Here is a 20970-nt window from a genome sequence, read left to right on the forward strand (position 1 = left end):
CCCACAACGAACCGTTCCCACTGACGGCCTTGCAGGAGGCCTATCTGGTGGGTTCCTCCGACCTGGTCGAGCTCGGCGGCTTCCTGCCGAGCTACTACGTGGAACTGGACATGGTCGACCTGGACCTGTCCCGTGCCCAGCAGGCACTCGACCAGGTACTGCGCCGCCACGACCACTTGAGGACCGTGATCGACGCCGCCGGCACCCAGCGCGTCCTGACCGGTGAGAGGACGCCTTCGCCGAGGCTCGCCGTCACCGACCTCGCCGACCTCGAAGAGGCCGGCAGGCAGGCGGCGATCCTCCGTACCAGGGAGCGCATGTGCCGCGAGGGCGTGGACCCGACCGGCTGGCCCCTGTTCGATGTCGAGATCCACCGTCTGCGGCCGCACCGGTTCAGGGTGCACCTCTCGATGAGCCTGCTGCTGCTCGACGGCCGCGGAATCCGCCAGGTCATGGACGAGTGGCGGGCGTACTACGACGATCCGACCGTCCGGCTCCCGTCGCCGGAACTGACCTACCGCGACTGCCGGCTCGAACTCCTCGCCCACGAGAACACGCCGCAGTACCAGGAGCAGTGGAGCTACTGGGAGGACCGCATCGAGCGGCTTCCGGACGCCCCCCAGCTGCCGCTGGCCGTGCAGCCCGCCGCCATCGAGTCCGTCCGGTTCACCCGCAGGGTCCACAGGCTGACGCGTCAGCAGTGGCAGCAGTTGTCCACCACGTTCCGCCACCACCGGATCCTGCCGACCACCGCGCTGTGTCACGTCTTCGCCGAGACGCTCGGGGCATGGGCCGCGGCCCCGCACTTCAGCCTGAACCTGCTGCACCAGAACTGGGCCTCCACCCGTCCTCACATGGCCGGAGTGGTGGGCCAGTTCGGGGCGACCCTTCCGCTCGAAGTCGACCTCCGCAGCTCCGGGGACTTCTGGGAACGCGCCCGACACCTGCAACGCCAGGTCTGGAAGGACCTGCAGAACGCCGATGTGGCAGGCGTGAGGATCACCCGCGAGCTGGCCGCGCGCCGGGGCTGGACGTCACGCGCCGCACTTCCCTACGTCTTCACCAGCACGTTGAAGGCGGGCGGGGCGGCCGAGTCGGTTCCGGCGGGAGGCAGCCGGACACGGACGGCCTGCCGTGAGGTGGCCAGTGACCTGCGCACACCCCAGGTGCTGATCGACAACCAGCTCCACGACGGTCCCGACGGCGGCGTCGACTGCATCTGGGACGTCGTCGACGAAGCCTTCCCGCCCGGCCTTCCCGACCTGATGTTCGAGGCGTACGGGCGGATGCTGGACCTGCTGGCCGAGCCGTCGGGGTCCGAGGCGCTACCGGATCCGGTCCCGGCCCCGCACCGCCGTCTGATCGCCGAGCTCAACGGTCCGGTCCAGGCGCCGCCGGCAGAACGACTCGAGGACGGTTTCCTCCGCCAGGCCGCACTGCGGCCCGAAGGCATCGCGGTGGTGACCTCGCAGCGGACACTGACCTACGGCGAGGTGGAGGCCCGTTCCCGAGCCGTGGCCTGCAGGCTGGGCGCCGAGGGCATCGGCCGCGGCGACGTGGTGCCCGTGGTCATGAGCAAGGGATGGGAGCAGGTGGTCGCCGTCCTCGGGGTGCTGCGTGCCGGCGCTGCCTATTGCCCCGTCGACGCGGACCTTCCCGCCGAGCGCATCGCCCATCTGCTCCAGGAGTGCTCCGCACGCGTCGCCCTGATCCAGTCGTCCGCGGAGTCCCGCGTCGGCTCCCTCGGCCCGCTTCCGCTGGTCCGCGTGGACGGACTCGAGCCTGCCGCCGGTCAGACCTGCGCACGTGTGGGTGACCCCGCCGACCTCGCGTACATCATCTACACCTCCGGGTCGACCGGTCGGCCCAAGGGCGTGATGATCGAGCACCAGGCCGCGGTCAACACCGTCCAGGACATCAACGAGCGCGTCGTTCTCACCCGCGAGGACCGGGTGTTCGGCATCTCGTCGCTCAGCTTCGACCTCTCCGTCTGGGACGTCTTCGGCACCCTGGCTGCCGGTGCCGCCCTGGTGCTGCCGGACGCGACGCACCGGCCCGATCCGCAGGGGTGGGCGGACAGTGCAGTCAGGCACGGCGCGACGGTGTGGAACTCGGTGCCGGCGCTGGTGCAGATGCTGGCAGAGGTCGTCGAGCAGCGGCCGCACGCCGATCGCCCGCCGGTGAGAGCCTTCCTGATGAGCGGCGACTGGATCCCGATCGACCTGCCCGACCGCCTGCGGGCCCACTGGCCGGATGCGCGGATCATCGCGATGGGTGGTGCGACCGAGGCCTCCATCTGGTCGAACATCCATGAGATCGACCAGGTGGACCCTGCCTGGCGGAGCATTCCCTACGGCGTTCCGCTGCGCAACCAGACCATGAAGATCCTGGACCACCACCTGGAGCTCCGCCCGCCGTGGGCGGTCGGCGGCATCTACATCGGCGGTGCGGGACTCAGCCGGGGTTACTGGCAGGACGCCGACCGCACCGGCGAGCGCTTCATCCGGCATCCCGCGACAGGCGAGCGCCTGTACGCGACGGGCGACCTGGGCTGCTACCGACCTGACGGCACCATCGAGTTCCTGGGCCGTGAGGACCGCCAGCTCAAGATCCAAGGGTTCCGGGTCGAGCCCGGCGAGGTGGAGGCGGCGATCCGCGAGTTCCCGGGAGTCCGGGAGTGTGTCGTCACCGCCACGGCGACGCCGGGAGGTCCGCGTTTGGTGTCACTCGTGGTGCCCGCGGAAAGCGCGGGCATCGACAGCGCGGCGGTCCGCGCGTACCTCCAGTCGCGACTGCCGCACTACCTGATACCCGCGCAGATCCACGTGCTGGACCGGCTTCCCCTGACCTCCAACGGCAAGGTGGACCTCGCGTCCGCGCTCGCCGCCGTTGCCGCGCGGCCGCCGGTCGAAGTCGGCGCCGCACCGGGAGCCGACGGCGAACTCGTGCGGCAGCTGTGCGGGATCTGGGCCGACCTGCTCGAACTCCCCTCCGTCGAACCGGACGGCGACTTCTTCGCACTGGGCGGCAACTCGCTGCTCGCGCTCAGACTGATCAACCTCGTCCGCTCCCGACTGGGCATCGAGCTGCCGTTCGGCCAGGTCTTCGAGACCCCCACCGCACGGGCCATGGCGGGACGCATCGCGGACCACGACCGGGTTGCCGGCAGCTTGGTCAGGCTGTCGGACGGGAGCACTGCGAGCACCCCCGGCAGGGAGCTCTTCCTCTTCCACCCCGTCGGCGGTTCGGTCAGCAGCTACACCGCTCTCGCCCGCTCCTGGGCCGGCCCCGTCCATGCCTTCCAGAGCCGGGCCCTCGCCCAGGGCACGACGGCGGCGCTCGCCCCCGACCTCGTGGCCATGGCGACGGCCTACCGCGAGGAGCTGCAGCAGGTGACCGCCGAGGGCCCGTACCTCCTGGGCGGCTGGTCGATGGGTGGCCTCCTGGCGTACGAGGTGGGATGCCAACTCGCCGAGCAGGGGCACGAGGTCGACGTCTTCATGATCGACAGCGATCTCGGCCGGCAGCGGGAAACCGACACGGAACCCGCGCGCCACCTCGAGTTCCTCCGGGACCTCGCCGAAGGACGAGTGCCCGACGCGGCACGTACTGCCGTCCTCGACGCACCCCGCGAAACCCTTGCCCGAACGGCGCTCGACGTGGCGGTCAGGCACGGATGGCTGCCCCCGGGTACCGGAGCGCAGCAGTACGACCTGCTGATGCGCATCCACGCGCACAACCTGGCAGTCCTGACCTCCTATCAGGCCGGCAAGGCAGAGATGTCCGCACTCCTCTTCGTGGCCGGCGAGGTCGACCGCGAGGACCCCGTCCCGGCATGGCGCGACCTGTGCCCCGACCTCCACGCGGAGGTTCTGCCCGAGGACCACTACTCCATCGTCACCGGCGACCGGCCTGCGGCCCTCGCCGATCGGGTCGCGGCCTGGCTGGGGAGCCGGCACGTCCAGTCGTAGCGCATCGCACGACCGGCCCGACCATCTCGATCCACACACCAACGGGGGAAACCGCCATGCACTTCTTGGAAACCGAACGCGCTGCGCTGCAGCGATTCATGCCCGGTCTCGACGAGGATCTCGCCCGGATCCCCCTCGCAGAACTGGAGAGTCCGGGCAGCCCGGGGCTGTCCATGCTCAAGGCCGCAGGCGGCCCGAGCATGCTGATTCCGACCGCACAGGGCGGCAACGGCGCCAGCGCGCTGGAAGCGACCCGGGTACAGCGCGCGATCGGCGCCAGGTCGCCCTCCCTCGGGGTCGCCTCCACCATGCACCACTTCTCGGTCGCCAGCCTCGCCGAAGCGAGCCTCGGGGACGGCTTCGAGTGGATGCTCCTCGAAGGCATCGCGGCCGGCCAGCTCCTCGTCGCCTCCGGCTTCGCGGAAGGCCGCAGCGCCGCAGCCATCCTGTCCCCGACGCTGCGCGCCGTGCCGCGCGGCGACAACCTGATCGTCACCGGCTCCAAGAAGCCCTGCTCGCTGTCACGTTCGATGGACCTCCTCACCGCCTCCGTCGCCGTGACCGACGACGACGGACGCGAGCGGATGGCCGTCGCGGTCATCCCGGCCGACAGCCCCGGGCTGGAGATCCGGCCGTTCTGGAACAACTTCGCGCTGGCCGGCGCCGAGAGCGACGAGGTCGTCCTCAAGGACGTCGAGGTGCCCCCACGCCTGGTCGTCATGACGGACAGCACCGAGAACCAGCAGCCCGACAAGCTGCAGACCAGCGGCTTCATCTGGTTCGAACTGCTGGCGGCCGCCTCCTACCTCGGCGCTGCGAGCGCCCTGGTCGAAGGCGTCCTGTCGGCGGGCAGAGCCGCCGCCGTCGAGCGGGCGGCGCTGGTCACGGAGGCCGAGGCCGCCATGACCATGCTCGAAGGCGTGGCCCGCGCGAAGGACGCCGGAGAACAGGGCGAGGAGATGCTCGCCAAGGTCCTGTGCGTCCGCTACGCGGTGCAGGACGCCATCGGCCGGATCAACCGCCGTGCGGTCGAACTGCTCGGCGGCACGTCCTTCATCGGATCCGGCGACGCGGCGTACATGTCCGCCGCCTGTGCGGGCCTGATGTTCCATCCGCCGTCCCGCACCCACATGTCCGACCAGCTGTGCGACTACTTCGCAGGCCGACCGCTGCGCATCGGCTGAGGCGAACCCACATGTCAGAGAACCAGAAGCCCGCTCCGACCATTCTTCTCACCGGAGCCAGCGGCGTCGTCGGCCAGGCGGTGCTGGCCCGGATGACCGAGCACACCGTCGTCTGCCTCACCCACAACACGCCGGTCCCCGGCCACCGGACGGTCCGCGTCCGCGGCGACCTGACCCGCCCGTTCTTCGGCCTCGACCGGTCGTCCTACCAGGAGCTGGCCGACCGGATCGACGTCGTCGTGCACTGCGCCGCAGTCACCGGCTTCAGCATCGACGCGGAACAGACCCACGAGCTGAACGTCCGCGGTACCGAGAACGTCCTGGCCTTCGCCCGGCAGGCGCAGGCACCACTGCAGCACGTCAGCACCGCCTTCGTGGCCCGTCGGGACCTCGCCGTGGCCGGGTACGGCAGTGCCCGTCCGGAGGTCTACCTGGACAGCAAGCGCGTCGCCGAGCAGGCGGTCCTGGCGTCGGGTGTTCCCGTCAACATCGTCCGCCCCTCCGTGGTGATCGGTAACTCCGTCACCGGCCGGATCTCGCAGTTCCAGGGACTGCACACCATCGCCGGAGCCCTGCTGAAGAACACGCTTCCGATGCTCCCGCTGGAGCCGGCCTCCAGGATCGACTTCGTCCCGCAGGACCTCGTCGCCGACGTCATCGCCCATCTGGTGCGCACGGGGACGACCGGGGGCGAGTACTGGGTGACGGGCGGCCGGGCCGCGCCGACCGCCGGCCGGATCGTCGAGCTGGGTCTGGCGCTGGGCCGAAGCCTCGGCCTGAGCCCGGACACACCGCGCTTCGTCTCCCACGACATGGTCGACCGGCTGATCCGCCCGGTGTTCATCGACGCGCTGCCCCGGGCCCAGCGCCGTCGCTTCGACGACATGCTGGCCATGACCGCCCTGTTCAACGCCGTCGAGCCGTTCCCCAGCACCTACGGACACGTCCCCGGCGTCACCCCGTTCTCCGCGCAGAACCTGGAGGACGCCTTCACCGCCTCCATGCGCCACTACGCCCAGGCCAAGCGCCTGGTCCGCCCCAGCGAGGTGGCCGCATGACCGCAACGGAGCAGACGCATGCCGCCGTCGTCGACCTCTACCGCCGGCATCTCAGCAAGGGCCGTGCCAGTCTCGCCGAACTGACCGGCGGCGACCAGGAGGTCTCGTCGCACGCCGCGCACGTCTTCGGCGCCGACGGCAGGCGCTTCCTCGACTGCGGCGGATACGGGGTGTTCCTGGTGGGGCACACCCATCCGGCCGTCGTGGACGCGGTGGTGGCGCAGGCCCGGACGCATCCGATGTCGACCCGGCTGCTGCTGGAGCCGACGGCGGCGCGCGCCGCCGAGGCGCTGGCCGCCGTCACACCCCCGGGGCTGGAGCGCGTGCACTTCGTGAACTCCGGCGCCGAGGCCGTCGAGGCGGCCATCAAGCTGGCCCGCGCACACGGCAAGGACCGGCTCGTCTCGGCGGGCGGAGGCTTCCACGGCAAGACGATGGGAGCACTCTCCCTCACCGCGAAGGAGCTCTACCAGGCCCCCTTCCGACCGCTGCTGCCGCAGGTCGCGCACGTCCCCTACGGCGACGTGCAGGCGCTCGCCGACTCCGTCACCGCCGACACCTGCCTGGTCCTCGAACCGGTCCAGGGAGAAGGAGGCGTGGTCGTCCCACCGGACGGCTACCTCACCGAGGCACAGCGGATCTGCCGGGAACGCGGAGCCCTGCTGGTCCTGGACGAGATCCAGACCGGCCTCGGCCGGCTGGGCACCTGGTGGGGCGCCGACCGCGAGCACGTCACCCCCGACGTGCTGCTCGTCGGCAAGGGCCTGAGCGGAGGCGTCGTGCCCGTCGCGGCCATGGTGGCCACCGACGCCGCCTACGAACCGTTCAACCGCGATCCGTTCCTGCACACCTCGACCTTCGCGGCGTCGCCCATCGCCATGGCCGCGGCCCGCGCCGCCGTCGAGACCATCGCGGGCGAGGGCATGGTCGAGCGCGCTGCCGCACTGGGCCGCACCCTCACCGGCGAGCTGGCCCGGATCGTCGCCGAACGCTGCCCGGAACTGGTCACGGAGATCCGTGGCCCGGGCCTGCTCATCGGCATGGAGTTCAAGGACGAGCACACGGCCGGCGCCTTCGTCATGGAACTCCACGACCACGGCGTCCTCGTCAACCACAGCCTCAACGCGCACAAGGTCCTGCGCTTCACCCCGCCCGCCGTACTCACCCCGAGCGACGTCGACTGGCTGCTCACCGCCTTCGACGCCGCCGCCAGCACCCTGGAAGGAACCCTGTGACGCGCCAGGTCACCCTCGAGGCATTCGTCCACGACGCCGACGCCGACACGGTCTTCACCCGGCTGTCCGACTTCGAGCGCTACCCCGAGTTCACCGACGCCGTCCGCGAGGTGCAGGTCACCCACCGCGACGACGGCGTGATCGACTCCCAGTGGGCGGTCAACTTCCGCAACGGAATCCTCCGTTGGACCGAGAACGAGATCATCGACCAGGAATCGCGTTCCATCACCTTCGCCCAGACGACGGGGGACTTCGCGTCCTTCGACGGCACCTGGAAGGTCGAGGACCACCCGGACCACGTGACCATCCGGTTCGACGCCGAATTCGACCTCGGCATGGCCAGCCTCGCCGCCATCCTCGACCCGATCGCCGAGCGTGCGCTGGTCGAGAACCTCCAGCGGATCCTGTCCGGCCTCAACGGGCCGTCGACGACCTTCGGGGAGCGACCGTGACAGGGCGGAGCAGGCGCCGGTGACCGACGTGGACAGCCGACGGGCCTTCCGAGACCTCCTGGGCAGCATGCCGGCGGGCGTCTGCGTCATCACGACGGACGGCCCGGCCGGTCGTGCCGGCATGACGGCGAGCAGCGTCTGCTCGCTGTCGCTGCAACCCCTCCTGCTGCTGGTGTGCATCGGCAACGGATCCGGGACGCTGCACGCCATCCGCCGCAACAACCGGTTCGCCGTCAACCTCCTGCACGAAGCCCACGAACGGACCGCCGGCGTGTTCGCCACCGACCGGCCCGCCGAGGAGAAGTTCGCCGACACCGACCACCACCTCGTCGACGGATCTCCCGTGCTCCGTCATGCACTGGGCTGGCTCACCTGCCGGGTGCACTCGACGGTGCCCGGCGGCGATCACACGATCGTGCTGGGAGAAGTGCTCGACCTGTCCCGGGCCGACGGCCAGTCCCTCGTGTGGCACCACGGCCGGTACGGATACCACCGCACCGCACACCACGCCCTCCCCGAAACGTCCCTTCCCCTCGACACCGCCCACACGATGGACCGCCCATGACCAGAACCCGATCCGCACGCCCCGCCGCAGAACTCTCCAGGGAGGACATCCGAAACACGGTGGCCGACCTGCTCGAGGTCCCCGCCGACTCGATACCCGACGGCGACAACCTGATCCGCCACGGCATGGACTCCATCAGGATGATGAGACTGGCGGGCGGCTGGCGCCGCGCCGGCGCGGACGTCACCTTCCAGGACCTGGCCGAGCAGCCCACCGTGGAACGCTGGCACGAGCTGCTCACGACCCGCTCCGCGCCGAGCACCGCGAGTGCCGGCACCGCCCTTCGCACCGTCGACTCCGGCGCCGCGTTCGACCTCACCCCGGTGCAGCGCGCCTACTGGATCGGCCGCGGCGACGAGATGACCCTCGGCGGCGTGGGGTGCCACGCCTACATGGAATTCGACGGCAGCACCGTCGACCCGCGCCGCCTGGAGGAAGCCGTACGCCAGGTACTCGAGCGCCACGAGATGCTGCGTGCGAGGTTCCTCGACGACGGGCGCCAGCAGATCGCCGAGCGGAGCCCCTGGAAGGGCCTCACCGTCCACGACCTCACCGCGGTCGACGCCCCGACGGCCGAGCGGATGCTCGAGACCGTACGGGACCGGCTGTCGCACAGGCGACTGGACGTCGCCAACGCCGAAGTGCTCGACGTGCAGCTGTCGCTGCTCCCGGGCGGCCGGACCCGGATCCACGCCAACGTCGACCTCCTGGTGGCGGACGTCGCCAGCATCGAGGTCCTGCTGACCGATCTCGCCGAGGCATACCGGGAACCCGGGCGCCAGGCCCCGGCGCCCGGCTACGGCTTCGCGCAGTACCTGGCGGACTACCGGGCCTGGAGCGAGACCCCCGGTACGACGGGCAGCCCGCTCACCGAGGCCAAGGACTACTGGAAGGACCGGATCCCCGGCCTCCCCCTCGAAGGCCCGCGGCTGCCGCTGGCCAAGCGGCCCGAGGAGATCGGCCGACCGCGGTTCTCCCGGCGCAGCTTCGTGCTCGGCACTCCGGAATGGCTGCGGATCACCGCCCGGGCCCGCGAGCACGGCCTCACGCCCGCGATGGTCCTCGCAACCGCCTACGCCGAGACCCTGGGTGCCTGGAGCGACGACCCGGACTTCCTGCTCAACGTGCCGCTCTTCGACCGGCAGCCACTGCACCCCGCGGTCTCCGAAATGGTCGCCGACTTCACCAACCTGGTGCTGCTCCACGTCGATCTCGGCCGGCGGACTCCGTTCGCGGACCGAGTGCGCGAACTGCAGCAGCAGCTCCAGCAGAGCGCCTCGCACGCCCAGTACTCCACCCTGAACGTCCTGCGGGACCTCAGGCGCGCCAACGGCGGCAAGCGGGCGGGAGCTCCCGTCGTCTTCGCGTGCAACCTCGGCTCCGACTTCGTCGGACCGCAGTTCCGCGCCGAACTCGGCGAGCTGACCTGGATGCTCTCCCAGACGCCCCAGGTCTGGCTCGACCACCAGGTCTACCGCACCGACGATTCGGTACTCCTCGCCTGGGACGCCGTGGACGAACTCTTCCCGGACGCCCTGCTGGACGACATGATGCGCGGCTACCGGCAGCTGCTCGAGTGGCTCGGCGCACCCGACACCGAATGGACGTGTCCCGTTCCACCGGTCGCAGGCGGTGTGCGATGAACGCAGCCGTCGCCACCCGGTCCCGATGGCTCAGGCGCTTCCACCAGGCGGACGACGCCGCGGTCCGCCTGATCTGCTTCCCGCACGCGGGTGGCGCGGCCGGGTTCTACTTCCCGATGTCCCGGGCGCTCTCCCCGTATGTGGACGTGCACGCCGTGCAGTACCCGGGCCGGCAGGACCGCAGGTCGGAGCCCGGATCGGTGGACATCGACGAACTGGCCGACGGGATCGTCGGAGCACTGGCACCGATCCTGGACGGAGGACCACTGGCGTTCTTCGGGCACAGCATGGGAGCGGTCCTCGCCTACGAGACGGCCCGGCGTCTCGAACGCCGGGCCGGGTTCTCGCCCGTCGTACTGTTCGCCTCCGGCCGGCGGGCGCCCAGCCGCCGGCGGGAGGAGAACGTCCACCTGAGGGGGGACCGGGCGCTGCTGGAGGAGCTCCGCCAGTTGGGCGGTACCGCCCCGGAGCTCCTCGACGACCACGAGGTCATGCAGGCGCTCCTGCCGGCCATCCGTCGGGACTACCAGGCGATCGAGACCTACCGCCACCGCCCCGGAACGGAACCCAGCTGCCCCATCGCCGTCCTGACCGGTGACGACGACCCCAGGACCACCCTCGACGAGGCCCGGGACTGGAAGCACCACACCACCGGTGGCTGCACCTTGCACGTCATTCCCGGCAGTCACTTCTTCCTCAGCGAGCACACCCAGGACGTCGCCGCCCTCATCACCGCACGGCTTCTGGTCGGCCCGTAACGCCGACGCACGAGCACAGCACGACGCACGAGCACAGCACAAAGACATCGACCGAACGACAGGCCCACCGGCAACGGACCGGTGGATCCGCAAGCGCGCGCCGCACCGGCGCCGGAACGGGGGCAGGAATGGACCACTACAAGGACGAGACGATCACAGGGCACTTCGACCCGCTCGTCGCCGCCACCACCCTCGCCCGGGCAGGGCTCCACGACGGCCACGTCGTCTACGAACGCGAAGGGGAGTGGTGTTACGCCGGAGGGGCACTCGCCGAGATCGTCCTCGACTCCGCCGAAATCCGCGTCCGCCGGAACGGGGAGGAGAGCGTCGAGCCGGTCGGGAACCGCCCGCTCGCGCAGGTGCAGGCCGCTCTCGGCCGCCTGCCGGTCACCGACTGGACCGCGTACGGCTGGATGGCCTTCGAGCTCAGCTACCTGACTCGTCGACAGGCCGAGGCACCTGCCGGGACCCCGCTCCTCCACCTCATCGTGCCGCAGACCGAGGTGAGGCTCCGGTCCGGTCAGGCCGCGATCCGCGCGACCGAACCGTCGGTGACCGAAGCGATCCGCGCGCTCCTGGAAACCGCGCAGCCCGAGCCGGACGGCACCCCGGCGTCCGTCCCGATCGATGCCTACGGCGCAGAGGCGTACAAGAAGTCCGTCGCCGTCGCCGTCGAGGACATCCGGCGCGGCGAGCTACAGAAGGTGATCATTTCCCGGCCGGTCCCCGTTTCGGGACCCGTCGACATCTGTGCGACCTACCTGAACGGCCGCCGGAACAACACCCCCGCCCGATCCTTCCTGCTCGACCTCGGCGGCTGGCGTGCGATGGGCTTCAGCCCGGAGACCGTGGTCGAGGTCGATGCCGACGGTGCCGTCTCCACCCAGCCCCTGGCAGGCACGCGGGCCCGCGGACTCGGCGACGAGCAGGACGCCCGGCTGCGCGAGGAACTCCTCACGGACGCCAAGGAGATCTACGAGCACGCCATCTCCGTGAAACTGGGCCACGAGGAACTGCTCACGGTGTGCGACCCCGACTCCGTGGTCGTGAGCGACTTCATGAGCATCAAGCCGCGGGGCGCCGTCCAGCACCTCGGCTCGCGCGTCATCGGGCAGCTCGCCCCCGGAAAGTCGGCCTGGGACGCCCTGGCGGCGCTGTTCCCGGCGATCACCGCCTCCGGAGTTCCCAAGGAGGCAGCCTACGAGCGCATCGTCCGCCTGGAACCCGAGCCCCGCGGCCTCTACTCCGGAGCCGTCCTCACCGCGTCGAGCGACGGCTCCATGGACGCGGCACTGGTCCTCCGCGCGCTCTACGAGCAGGACGGCCGTGCGTGGTTGCGCGCCGGAGCCGGCATCGTCGCGGACTCGAACCCGGAACGGGAGCTGGAGGAGACCCGCGAGAAGCTCTCCAGCGTGGCTCCCCACGTGATCGGCCCGGCGCAGGGCTCCTGAGGCACGACGCCCCCCACCGACAGCCCACCGACAAGAGAAGGTCAACGCAGATGCTCGACGGGTTCGTGCCACGGCCGGAAGAACTGGCGAACAAGTACCGCGCAGAGGGCTATTGGCGCGACGTCACCCTCGGCGGACTGCTCGCCGCCTGGGCCGACGCCCACGGCGACAGGGTGGCCCTGACCGACGGCGACCGCCGGCTCACCTACCGGGAGTTGGACCGATGGGCCGATCGGCTGGCCCACGGCTTCCGCCGACTGGGCATCGCTGCGGGGGACAGGGTCGTCGTTCAGCTGCCCAACGTCCTCGAGTTCCTTCCCGTGCTCTTCGCCCTCTGCCGGCTCGGCGCACTGCCCGTTCTCGCCCTCCCCGCCCATCGGGAGCACGAGACCGGCGCACTCAGCGCCCTCACCGAGGCGAAGGCCTACATCATCGCCGACCGGTCCCTCGGCTTCGACTACCGCGACCTCGCCCGCCAGGTCACGCAGCACGCCCCCGCACTGCAGCACGTCATCGTGGTCGGCGACCCGGCCGAATTCGTGCCCCTCGGCGCACTCGACGCTCCGGCCGATCACGAACCGGAAGGTACCGCCACGGCTTCGTTCCACGGCGCCGAGGCGTTCGGTTCGGAGGACGTCGCGTTCTTCCTGCTCTCCGGCGGTACCACCGGCCAGCCCAAGCTGATCCCCAGAACGCACACCGATTACGCCTACAACGTGACTGCCAGCGCCGAGGTGTGCGGGCTGGACCGCGACACGGTCTACCTGGCGGTACTTCCTGCTGCGCACAACTTCGCGCTCGGCTGCCCCGGCGTCCTCGGCACTCTGCACGCGGGTGGCCGAGTGGTGCTCGCTGCCGACGGCAGTCCGGACCGGGCCTTCTCGCTGATCGAGCAGGAGGGCGTCACCATGACGGCCCTCGTCCCCCCACTGGCGATGCTGTGGATGCAGGCCGTGGAGTGGCTGGACGACGACCTGTCCACGCTCGAGGTGCTCCAGGTGGGCGGCGCCAAGCTGCCGGCCGAGGCCGCCCGAAGGGTGCGCAGCACCCTCGGCTGCCGACTGCAGCAGGTTTTCGGCATGGGGGAGGGACTGCTCAACTACACGCGGCTCGACGACCCCGACGAGGTCGTCGCAACCACCCAGGGCCGACCGCTGTCCCCCGCCGACGAGATCCGGATCGTCGACGAGAACGACCGGGAGGTTCCCGTCGGGGAGGCAGGGCAACTGCTGACCCGCGGCCCTTACACCCTGCGGGGCTACTACCTCGCCGGAGACCACAACGACACGGCTTTCACCGCCGACGGCTTCTACCGCACCGGCGACCTCGTCCGCCTCCGCCCGGACGGCAACCTCGTGGCCCTGGGCAGGACGAAGGAGGTCATCAACAAGGGCGGTGAGAAGGTCGCCGCCGAGGAGCTGGAGAACGAACTCCTGGCCCACCCCGCCGTGCGCGAAGTCGCCGTCGTACCGATGCCGGACCCGGATTTCGGCGAGCGGATATGCGCCTTCGTGGTTGCCGGGGGAGCCGGCCTGTCCCATGCCGACGCGGTCGACTTCCTCGCCTCGCGCGGCCTCGCGACCTACAAGCTGCCCGACCGCGTCGAACTGGTGGACGCCTTGCCGCTCACCACGGTGGGGAAGATCAACAAGCGGGAGCTGACGGAGCGGATCTCGACCGCCGTCGCCGAAGCACGGAAAGCGGGCTGATCGAGGGACGAGGCAGCAGAGCAGCGACTCCTACGTTTCGCGACCGGCCACAAGCCCTCGGAGAGCGACTTCCCATGTCTTCCGTTCCGTCACAAGGCCCCGGGCTCCTTGCCGCAGGCCGACCGCTCGTCTGGGACATGCTGCCCGCCGAACAGCAGCCCGACTGGCGCGACCACGCCGCCTACGCCGCTGCCCGTCGCACCCTGATGCGGGCAGCACCGCTCGCACTGCCCACCGAGATAGCCGAACTCCGCGGGCAGTTGGCAGCAGTAGCCGCAGGACGGGCCCGGCTGCTCCAGGCCGGCGACTGTGCCGAGAGCCTCGCCGAACAGACACCCCGGCACATCGACGACAAGATCTCCGCCCTGGATGCCCTCGGAGACCTCATGGCCGCCCGGACGGGCCAGGACGTCGTCCGGGTCGGTCGCATCGGAGGGCAGTTCGCCAAACCGCGCTCGGCAGCGACCGAGCAGTACGGGGGATCCGAACTTCCGTCCTTCCGCGGCCACATGGTGAACTCCGAGGAGCCGAGCCCCGAGGCCAGACAGCACGACCCGCGCCGGATGGTCCACGCCTACGGGGCTGCTGCCCGCGTCGCGGACCACCTGCGCGAGGTTCGGCACCAGCGGGCAGCCGCCGGCGATCCGCCGGCAGCCTCAGGTCCTTGGACGAGCCACGAGGCGCTCGTCGTCGACTACGAAGGGCCGCTCGTCCGCAGCACTCCGGACGGGAGGGAGTACCTCGCGTCCACCCATCTGCCCTGGATCGGGGAACGCACCCGCCAACCCGACTCCGCGCACGTCGAAATGCTGGCCGCCGTCCAGAACCCGGTCGCCTGCAAGATCGGGCCGGGCGCCGGCCCCGCAGAGGTCGTCAGGCTGTGCGGGCGACTCGACCCCGAGCGCAGCCCGGGCCGGCTGACCCTCATCCTGCGGCTGGGCCGTACCCGGGCCGCAGAAGTCATGCCGGGGATCGTCGACGCGGTCCGCAACGCCGGCCACCCGGTCATCTGGGCCGTCGACCCCATGCACGGCAACACCGAGCGCACCCCTGGCGGCATCAAGACCCGGCATCTGCGGCACATCGCCGAAGAAGCGGCCGTGTTCCTGCAGGTACTCGAGCGGCACGGGGCCCACCCGGGCGGCCTGCACCTGGAGACGGCGGCCACCGACGTCACCGAATGCCTCGGTGCGGGCGTCCGCGGCGAGCGCGCCCTCAACCGGCGCTACACAACCCTCTGCGACCCCCGCCTCAACCCCGAGCAGGCTCACGAGCTCATCCGGATGCTCTTCCGGCCGTGAGCGGCTGCAGGACCCCCTGCATCGCCGCGGAACGAGCCACAGAACGACCCCTGGCAAGCACGCACAGTCCCCACCCGATCGGCACGGCCGGAAGGAACGACGACATGACGACACGCGTAGGAACCATCGGAGCGCTGTGGCGCTACCCGGTGAAGTCGATGCTGGGAGAGGAACTGCCCGCTGCTGACATCACCGCACGCGGCCTCGACGGTGACCGGACGCACGCCCTGCTCGACACGGAGACCGGCAAGGTCGCCAGCGCGAAGAACCCGCGGCTGTGGCGGAACCTGCTGACACTCTCGGCATCGGCCACGGGGGACGGCGGTGTCCGCATCACCGGCCCGGACGGCGCGGACGTCAGCCACGACGACCTGTCGCAGGTCGTCGGGCGCCCCGTCGCCCTCGCCACCGAGCCGCCGTCGAAGGCCGTCATCGACCGCGCGAACCCGAACGAGGTCCTGGACTCGGGCATCGAGGTGGAAGTCGGGCTCCACGCCATCGAGTTGCCGCCCGGAACCTTCTTCGACTACTCCACTCTGCACCTGCTCACCACCGCAACCCTGGACCGGATCGGCAAACTCAGCCCGCGCGGCAGTGTCGAAGTCCAGCGCTACCGCCCCAACCTCGTCATCGACACCTCCGAGGAAGGATTCGTCGAGAACGCATGGATCGGCCGGGAACTGGCGATCGGTCCGCAGCTGCGTCTGAGGGTGGCCGTTCCCACACCGCGCTGCGCCATCCCGACCCTCGCCCACGGCCGGCTGCCGCGAGACCTGGATGCCCTCCGGGTGCCAGCGCAGCACAACCGGCTCGAGCCGCTGCCGGGTATGGGACTTCACCCTTGCGCAGGCGTGCACGCCGAGGTGCTCGTCCCCGGGCGGATCGCCAAGGGCGACCCCGTGCTGTTGGAGTGAGCGGACATCACCACCGGCAGTCCCGGACCTGGGAGCCACCCTCAGCCGATCACGGGCCCGCACGAGATGAAGTACGGGAGTGCGGCCGCCATCGCACCGAGCAACACGATGGCGAAGCGCGTGATCGGACGGAGGGGCTCACTCGGCTGCAACAGGCGCCGCAGGCGGGCCAGCACGGCCGAACCGCCGGCCCCGAATGCGGCCTCCGGCGCGCCGCCTGCGGCGACCTCGCACATCGCGTCCGCCAGTGCCCGCGCGTCCGCGGTGCGCACGGCGCGGTCGTCACAGACCATCTCCAGGAGTTCGGCTGTGCGTTCCCGCGCGACACGGGCCAGCGGCACCACGGAGTAGGCCCGAGCGAACGCCTCGGAGACTGCCGACAGCAGGTGGTGGCGGCCCGCCAGATGGGCGCGCTCATGGGCGAGGATCGCCTGCAACTGTGCAGGGGTCAGGCAGCGCACCGCCTCGCTGGTCAGGACGACTCTGCTCGGCCGCCCCGGCAGGCAGTACGCGGCCGGTGTGTCGTGGTCGACGACGACGGCTCCCAGCGCGGGTTCCGTCCGGCCGACCAGGTCCAGCAGTTCTGTGTGGCGGTGCCTGCGACGGGCATCGGAGACGGCGACCCGGACGAACCAGGCGGCGGGCCACACCGCGGTGAGACCGACCGGTACCAGGAGCCCGATGCCCTCCGCGGAAACGCCATCGGCGGTGGCCTTCTTCGGTGCACCGTTGATCCACTGCTCCACCGAGCCGAGCAATCCGTGCAGGTGCTGACCGGAAGCGGTCACGTGGTACCAGGCGAGCGCGACGCTGATGACGAACGAGACCATCAGTGCCTGCCAGAGTGCGATCGCCGTACCGGGTGCACGCAACGGCCACTTCGCCCGGACGAGTAACCGTGGGACGACGAACCCGACAGCCACGGCGTACACGCCCAGGACGACGGAAGCGATCACTGTGGCTCGGCGCGGCCCGTGAGCGATCGCAGGGCCTGCCTCAGGGCCTCCTGCTCATCGGGGCTGATCCGTTCGACGAAGTAGGCAAGAGCGCTGGAGCGGTCGGAGCTCGCGCCCAGGGCGTCCTCCATGAGCGCCGCCGTGTAGGACTCCCGGCTGCGCGTCGGCTCGTAGAGCCATGCCCGGCCCACCTTTTCACGGCGCAGCATTCCCTTGCCGTGGAGGATGTCGGCCACGGTCATCACCGTGTTGTAGGCCAGCGGACGCTCCCTGTTGAGGTCGTCCACGATCTCGCGAACAGTCGCCGGGCCCCATGACCACAACCGGTCCATGATCTGGGCCTCGAGGTCCCCCAGCCTTCGCACGCCTGCCGCTCCGTTTCCCGTGGCCCACTGTCGCGATCCATCGTAGGCGGCACATGCGAATTCGAGTATGCCGCCTGCGCCCTCTTAGGGTCGTGGACGGCAGGTGCGGTCCATGGACGCGGCTTGGAATGGGCTGCCCGAACTCCCAGGTCTCGCTGCTTGGTGACAGGGTTCCCTGTCCGACTGGCTGTTGGACAGGGGCCGTTCTCGCATCAGGCGGAGGAGCGCCGGCTTCACGTGTGCCACACACCGTGACGATGCTGTTCCTGGCCTTCGACATGGTGATGGTCCTCTGAGCCTGGGCTGTTCGGGCAAAACGTGCGTCAGTGCTGGTGCCCCTCGCCGTGGGCGGTGGGGGTTGCCCCGCTCGCCGACGTTGCCGCTGCCGGTGGCGCAGTGGTGCCCGAGGGTGCCGGGGAATCGGTGGTTACAGGGAAGGTGAAGGCGGCGGTGTGCACGGTGTCCTGGTGCTTGAAGTCCAGGAAGAGCCGGTAGTCGCCGGCGCTGGGTGCGGTGGTGGTGAAGGAGACGGCCGGACCGCCGGTGATGCCCTCGCCGTCGGGGTGGACGTGGAGGTAGGCGAGGTCCCCGGCACGCAGCGCGACCAGGTGGCCGGCCGCGCCCAGGTACGGCTGGAGGTCGGCGACCGGGTGCCCGTCGCGACTGACGGTGAGGGTGAGCCGCCCGGCCCGGCCCGGGGTGAGATTGCCGTCCAGAGTGACGGTGTAGCCGTCGACGGTGACGGTCCGTCCGGTCTGCGGCAGTGCGGCGGGGCGCAGCTCGCCGGCGGCGTGCAGGTCGGCGCCCAGGGTGAGGCCCTCGATGGCGCCGGCCGGGGTGAAGTCGGCGAAGACCCGGTACTCCCCGGCGGCTGGCAGCGCGACCGGCGCGCTCCAGGTGCCGTCGGCGGCGCGGACGGGGTGCAGGTGCTGGAAGGTGGCGAGGTCGCGCGGAGCGACGATCAGGTGCAGTTCTTTCTCGTGCGCCGTGCGGTATTCGGTGACCGGGCGGCCGTCCGGGCCGAGCACCCGGAACTTCAGTTCGGTCGGCGCACCGGCGGTGACGAAGGAGTTCTCCAGTCCGAGCGTGTAGCCGTGTTCGGAGATCTGGAGACCGCCTGGTGGATGCTCGGCGGCTTGGGCTGCGGTCACTGTCCGGGCGGGATTGGTAGGGGTGTGCCCGGCGTGGGCGGCCGTACCGGCCTGCCGAGTCGCCGGCGTGCTGTTGCCGGTGGCGTGGCCGACGCCGTAGGAGGCGCCGAAGACGACGGTCACACCGGCGACGAAGGCGGTGATCTTCAGGGCGGTGTTCATGGCGGGGCTCCTCGGAGGGGCTACTGGGGGAGTGGGGTCAGGCGCGCATCAGGCGCGCGATGGCCCGGGCGGCTTCGGCGACCTCGGCGTCGGCCTCGGCGCCGCCCTTGGCGATCGCGTCCTGGACGCAGTGCCCGAGGTGGTCGTCGAGCAGTTGGAGGGCCACCGACTGGAGTGCCTTGGTGGCGGCCGAGACCTGGGTGAGTACGTCGATGCAGTAGCCGTCCGTGTCGACCATTCGCTGCAGTCCGCGGATCTGGCCCTCCACCCGGCGCAGCCTGCGCAGGATCTGATCCTTTTCATGGTGGTAGCCGGTCATGAGGTCTCCCGGGATCGTCGCGCAGGTCGTCCGCTGCTTTGAATTAGATACCCCCTGGGGGTATGCAGTCAAGGTGGGACGGCTACCTGCGAGTACCCCCCTGGATACCCCTAGGGGGTAGCTGCCTTCGTCGTCCCGCTGCGGTGGTCCACCGGGCACGCCGAGCGGAACCGCTCCCGGTATGCGGAGGGCGGGATGCCGAGGGTTCGCTGGAAGGCGCGCCGCATGGTCTCGGCCGAGCCGAAGCCCGAGCGCCGGGCGGACCGCCTCGGTGTCGGCGTCGGTCTCCTCCAGCAGCCGCTGGGCGGCGCGCACCCGGACCTGTTCGAGGTAGCGGCCGGGGGGTGACGCCGAGGTCGCGGGTGAAGGTCCGGGAGAAGTGGCGCGGGCTCATCCGGGCCCGCTCGGCGAGCCGCTCGGTGCGATGGTCGCCTGCCGGATCGTCGGCCACCGCCCGGATCACCTCGCGCAGCCCTTGGTGGCCGACGTCGGCGGGGCGAGCGGTGGTGGCGAACTGTGCCTGGCCGCCGGGACGTCGCAGGTAGACCGGGAAGAGCTTGCCGATCCGCCGGGCGAGGTCGGCGCCGTGGTCTTCCTCCACCAAGGCGAGCGCGGTGTCCACCGCGATGCGCACGCCGCCGGAGGCCCGTACCGGTCGGCCGCCCGGCGAGGCGACCCGCACCTCGTACCCGCCCGTGCATCCGGCGGCCTCGGCGAACACGTCCAGCGGCCCGGCCAGGTCGAGCATCTGCACTCCGTCCTGGACGGCTATCACCACGAGGCGGGCGGACCCGGGCGCGGCTTCGGTGGTGGTCACACTGTCGATCATGCAGACCAGCCTGGTTCGCCGTGCACGGTGGCCGCAATGACATCTACCCACAGATTCGGCCGCCGGCCCGCCGGGCCGCACCACTGATCCGGCCCCGCCCGTCTCCATGGCTCCGCCCTGCCGCGCTGCCCGTCTTCCGATCCCGCCGCCGCGCCTCCATCGCCTCGCCCCGTCCTCGGCCGCACCGTCCGGATCTGCGGGGTGGATGTCATTGCCGGGGTCTCCACCCGCCGGTGAGGGTGGAGCTCAGGTCGGCGGTGCCGACCGGCGGGTCCGGCTCTGCCCTCGATTCGACGGCCGGACGGCACCGACGCCTTCCCTGCCGTGGACGCGTGGAACACGCCCGCCCTTACGCCCTGCTGCCGCTCGGAGATGCGGCCGCCGGCCGTAAGTGCAGTCGTGTCCGAGGCTCCGGGCTAGGGTTGCGCTGCATACCCCCCAGGGGTATAAAGGCATCGCCGCCCGGCGATACCCCCACCAGGTATCGCCGGGGAATCGAGAGAAGCGCCGACACATGCGGCTGACCACCACGGAGGAATCCCATGAGCTGCTCCACCGAAGGCACCTGCTGCTCGACCACCGCCGCCGCCACCGACACGGTCGAGAAGGCGCCCGTCACCACCGTCTACGCGGTCGCCGGAATGACCTGCGGCCACTGCGAACAGGCGGTCGGCAAGGCGGTCTCCGCGCTCCCCGGCGTCACTGCCGTCCGCGTGGACGTCCCGGCCGGCCGGGTGACCGTCTCCGCCGAGGCCGAGCCGGACGAAGAGGCCCTGCGTGCCGCCATCGACGACGCGGGCTACGAGCTGACCGGCCGCGCCTGACCCCCGACCGGACCGAGCCGCGAGCTGCGGCCGACGGCCGACCGGTCCGGGACCCGCAGCCCCACCCCAAGGGGTGCCGGGTCCCGGACCTTCCGTACCCCGTCCGACGACCACGAGGAGCCC

At 70.8% G+C, this 20970-nt stretch carries 18 protein-coding genes and 1 pseudogene; 14 read left to right on the forward strand and 5 right to left on the reverse strand.

The window, feature by feature from the left end; translation table 11 throughout:
- Positions 1-47: 47 nt before the first annotated feature.
- The 12 genes from AB0M03_RS25790 (at position 48) to AB0M03_RS25845 (ending at position 16241) form a co-directional block, all read left to right on the forward strand.
- Positions 48-3971, forward strand: a complete 3924-nt coding sequence (locus AB0M03_RS25790; RefSeq protein WP_363494771.1) for an amino acid adenylation domain-containing protein — start codon at positions 48-50, stop codon at positions 3969-3971.
- A gap of 56 nt (positions 3972-4027) precedes the next feature.
- The gene (locus tag AB0M03_RS25795; RefSeq protein ID WP_363494773.1) at positions 4028-5155 is read left to right on the forward strand and encodes an acyl-CoA dehydrogenase family protein; all 1128 of its coding nucleotides are present in this window, start codon (positions 4028-4030) and stop codon (positions 5153-5155) included.
- Between the two features lie 11 nt (positions 5156-5166).
- Positions 5167-6213: an SDR family oxidoreductase gene (locus AB0M03_RS25800; RefSeq protein ID WP_363494775.1), complete on the forward strand. Its 1047-nt coding sequence runs from the start codon at positions 5167-5169 to the stop codon at positions 6211-6213.
- On the forward strand, positions 6210-7448 hold the full coding sequence (locus AB0M03_RS25805) for an aminotransferase class III-fold pyridoxal phosphate-dependent enzyme (protein WP_363494777.1): 1239 nt from the start codon (positions 6210-6212) through the stop codon (positions 7446-7448). Before AB0M03_RS25800 ends, AB0M03_RS25805 begins: the two co-directional genes overlap by 4 nt.
- Positions 7445-7900: an SRPBCC family protein gene (locus AB0M03_RS25810; RefSeq protein WP_363494779.1), complete on the forward strand. Its 456-nt coding sequence runs from the start codon at positions 7445-7447 to the stop codon at positions 7898-7900. The genes AB0M03_RS25805 and AB0M03_RS25810 overlap by 4 nt, the downstream gene beginning before the upstream one ends.
- Before the next feature lie 19 nt (positions 7901-7919).
- Positions 7920-8465, forward strand: a complete 546-nt coding sequence (locus AB0M03_RS25815; RefSeq protein ID WP_363494781.1) for a flavin reductase family protein — start codon at positions 7920-7922, stop codon at positions 8463-8465.
- Positions 8462-10108: a condensation domain-containing protein gene (locus AB0M03_RS25820; protein ID WP_363494783.1), complete on the forward strand. Its 1647-nt coding sequence runs from the start codon at positions 8462-8464 to the stop codon at positions 10106-10108. Before AB0M03_RS25815 ends, AB0M03_RS25820 begins: the two co-directional genes overlap by 4 nt.
- The gene (locus AB0M03_RS25825) at positions 10105-10866 is read left to right on the forward strand and encodes an alpha/beta fold hydrolase (protein ID WP_363494785.1); all 762 of its coding nucleotides are present in this window, start codon (positions 10105-10107) and stop codon (positions 10864-10866) included. Before AB0M03_RS25820 ends, AB0M03_RS25825 begins: the two co-directional genes overlap by 4 nt.
- A 128-nt stretch (positions 10867-10994) precedes the next feature.
- On the forward strand, positions 10995-12317 hold the full coding sequence (locus tag AB0M03_RS25830) for a salicylate synthase (RefSeq protein WP_363494787.1): 1323 nt from the start codon (positions 10995-10997) through the stop codon (positions 12315-12317).
- Positions 12318-12367: 50 nt separating this feature from the next.
- A complete protein-coding gene (locus AB0M03_RS25835) occupies positions 12368-14026 on the forward strand; it encodes an AMP-binding protein (protein ID WP_363494789.1) in 1659 nt (552 codons plus the stop codon).
- 137 nt (positions 14027-14163) lie between these two features.
- A complete protein-coding gene (locus AB0M03_RS25840; protein ID WP_363494791.1) occupies positions 14164-15327 on the forward strand; it encodes a 3-deoxy-7-phosphoheptulonate synthase in 1164 nt (387 codons plus the stop codon).
- 104 nt (positions 15328-15431) lie between these two features.
- Entirely contained in the window at positions 15432-16241 is an 810-nt protein-coding gene (locus AB0M03_RS25845; protein WP_363494793.1) for an MOSC N-terminal beta barrel domain-containing protein, read from the forward strand.
- 41 nt (positions 16242-16282) lie between these two features.
- On the opposite strand, the gene AB0M03_RS25850 is transcribed toward AB0M03_RS25845, so the two are convergent.
- From AB0M03_RS25850 to AB0M03_RS25865, 4 genes are all read right to left on the reverse strand, one after another.
- The gene (locus AB0M03_RS25850) at positions 16283-17113 is read right to left on the reverse strand and encodes a M56 family metallopeptidase (RefSeq protein WP_363494795.1); all 831 of its coding nucleotides are present in this window, start codon (positions 17111-17113) and stop codon (positions 16283-16285) included.
- Positions 17114-17193: 80 nt separating this feature from the next.
- Entirely contained in the window at positions 17194-17562 is a 369-nt protein-coding gene (locus AB0M03_RS25855; protein ID WP_363494797.1) for a BlaI/MecI/CopY family transcriptional regulator, read from the reverse strand.
- Between the two features lie 323 nt (positions 17563-17885).
- Complete coding sequence (locus AB0M03_RS25860) at positions 17886-18875, reverse strand: hypothetical protein (protein ID WP_363494799.1); 990 nt, start codon at positions 18873-18875, stop codon at positions 17886-17888.
- 37 nt (positions 18876-18912) lie between these two features.
- A complete protein-coding gene (locus AB0M03_RS25865; protein ID WP_363494818.1) occupies positions 18913-19209 on the reverse strand; it encodes a metal-sensitive transcriptional regulator in 297 nt (98 codons plus the stop codon).
- Between the two features lie 180 nt (positions 19210-19389).
- Here AB0M03_RS25865 and AB0M03_RS25870 point away from each other — a divergent pair, with 180 nt between their 5' ends.
- Positions 19390-19542 (forward strand): hypothetical protein, encoded by a 153-nt coding sequence (locus AB0M03_RS25870; RefSeq protein WP_363494820.1) that lies wholly within the window; start codon positions 19390-19392, stop codon positions 19540-19542.
- Positions 19543-19843: 301 nt separating this feature from the next.
- Here AB0M03_RS25870 and AB0M03_RS25875 read toward each other — a convergent pair.
- A pseudogene (locus AB0M03_RS25875) lies at positions 19844-20131 on the reverse strand (hypothetical protein); the annotation flags it as partial.
- Positions 20132-20565: 434 nt separating this feature from the next.
- Here AB0M03_RS25875 and AB0M03_RS25880 point away from each other — a divergent pair.
- A complete protein-coding gene (locus AB0M03_RS25880) occupies positions 20566-20847 on the forward strand; it encodes a heavy metal-associated domain-containing protein (protein WP_363494801.1) in 282 nt (93 codons plus the stop codon).
- Positions 20848-20970: the final 123 nt, after the last annotated feature.

The sequence above is a fragment of the Kitasatospora sp. NPDC051914 genome, assembly GCF_040680995.1.
GTDB lineage: Bacteria > Actinomycetota > Actinomycetes > Streptomycetales > Streptomycetaceae > Kitasatospora.

Excerpts from the sequence above, each read along its gene's own strand:
- AB0M03_RS25860 (WP_363494799.1), bottom strand. The coding sequence starts at position 18,875 with ATGAACACCGCCCTGAAGATCACCGCCTTCGTCGCCGGTGTGACCGTC.
- AB0M03_RS25870 (WP_363494820.1), top strand. The coding sequence starts at position 19,390 with ATGCCGAGGGTTCGCTGGAAGGCGCGCCGCATGGTCTCGGCCGAGCCG.
- AB0M03_RS25845 (WP_363494793.1), top strand. The coding sequence starts at position 15,432 with ATGACGACACGCGTAGGAACCATCGGAGCGCTGTGGCGCTACCCGGTG.
- AB0M03_RS25825 (WP_363494785.1), top strand. The coding sequence starts at position 10,105 with ATGAACGCAGCCGTCGCCACCCGGTCCCGATGGCTCAGGCGCTTCCAC.
- AB0M03_RS25820 (WP_363494783.1), top strand. The coding sequence starts at position 8,462 with ATGACCAGAACCCGATCCGCACGCCCCGCCGCAGAACTCTCCAGGGAG.
- AB0M03_RS25840 (WP_363494791.1), top strand. The coding sequence starts at position 14,164 with ATGCTGCCCGCCGAACAGCAGCCCGACTGGCGCGACCACGCCGCCTAC.
- AB0M03_RS25830 (WP_363494787.1), top strand. The coding sequence starts at position 10,995 with ATGGACCACTACAAGGACGAGACGATCACAGGGCACTTCGACCCGCTC.
- AB0M03_RS25880 (WP_363494801.1), top strand. The coding sequence starts at position 20,566 with ATGAGCTGCTCCACCGAAGGCACCTGCTGCTCGACCACCGCCGCCGCC.
- AB0M03_RS25800 (WP_363494775.1), top strand. The coding sequence starts at position 5,167 with ATGTCAGAGAACCAGAAGCCCGCTCCGACCATTCTTCTCACCGGAGCC.
- AB0M03_RS25805 (WP_363494777.1), top strand. The coding sequence starts at position 6,210 with ATGACCGCAACGGAGCAGACGCATGCCGCCGTCGTCGACCTCTACCGC.
- AB0M03_RS25795 (WP_363494773.1), top strand. The coding sequence starts at position 4,028 with ATGCACTTCTTGGAAACCGAACGCGCTGCGCTGCAGCGATTCATGCCC.
- AB0M03_RS25835 (WP_363494789.1), top strand. The coding sequence starts at position 12,368 with ATGCTCGACGGGTTCGTGCCACGGCCGGAAGAACTGGCGAACAAGTAC.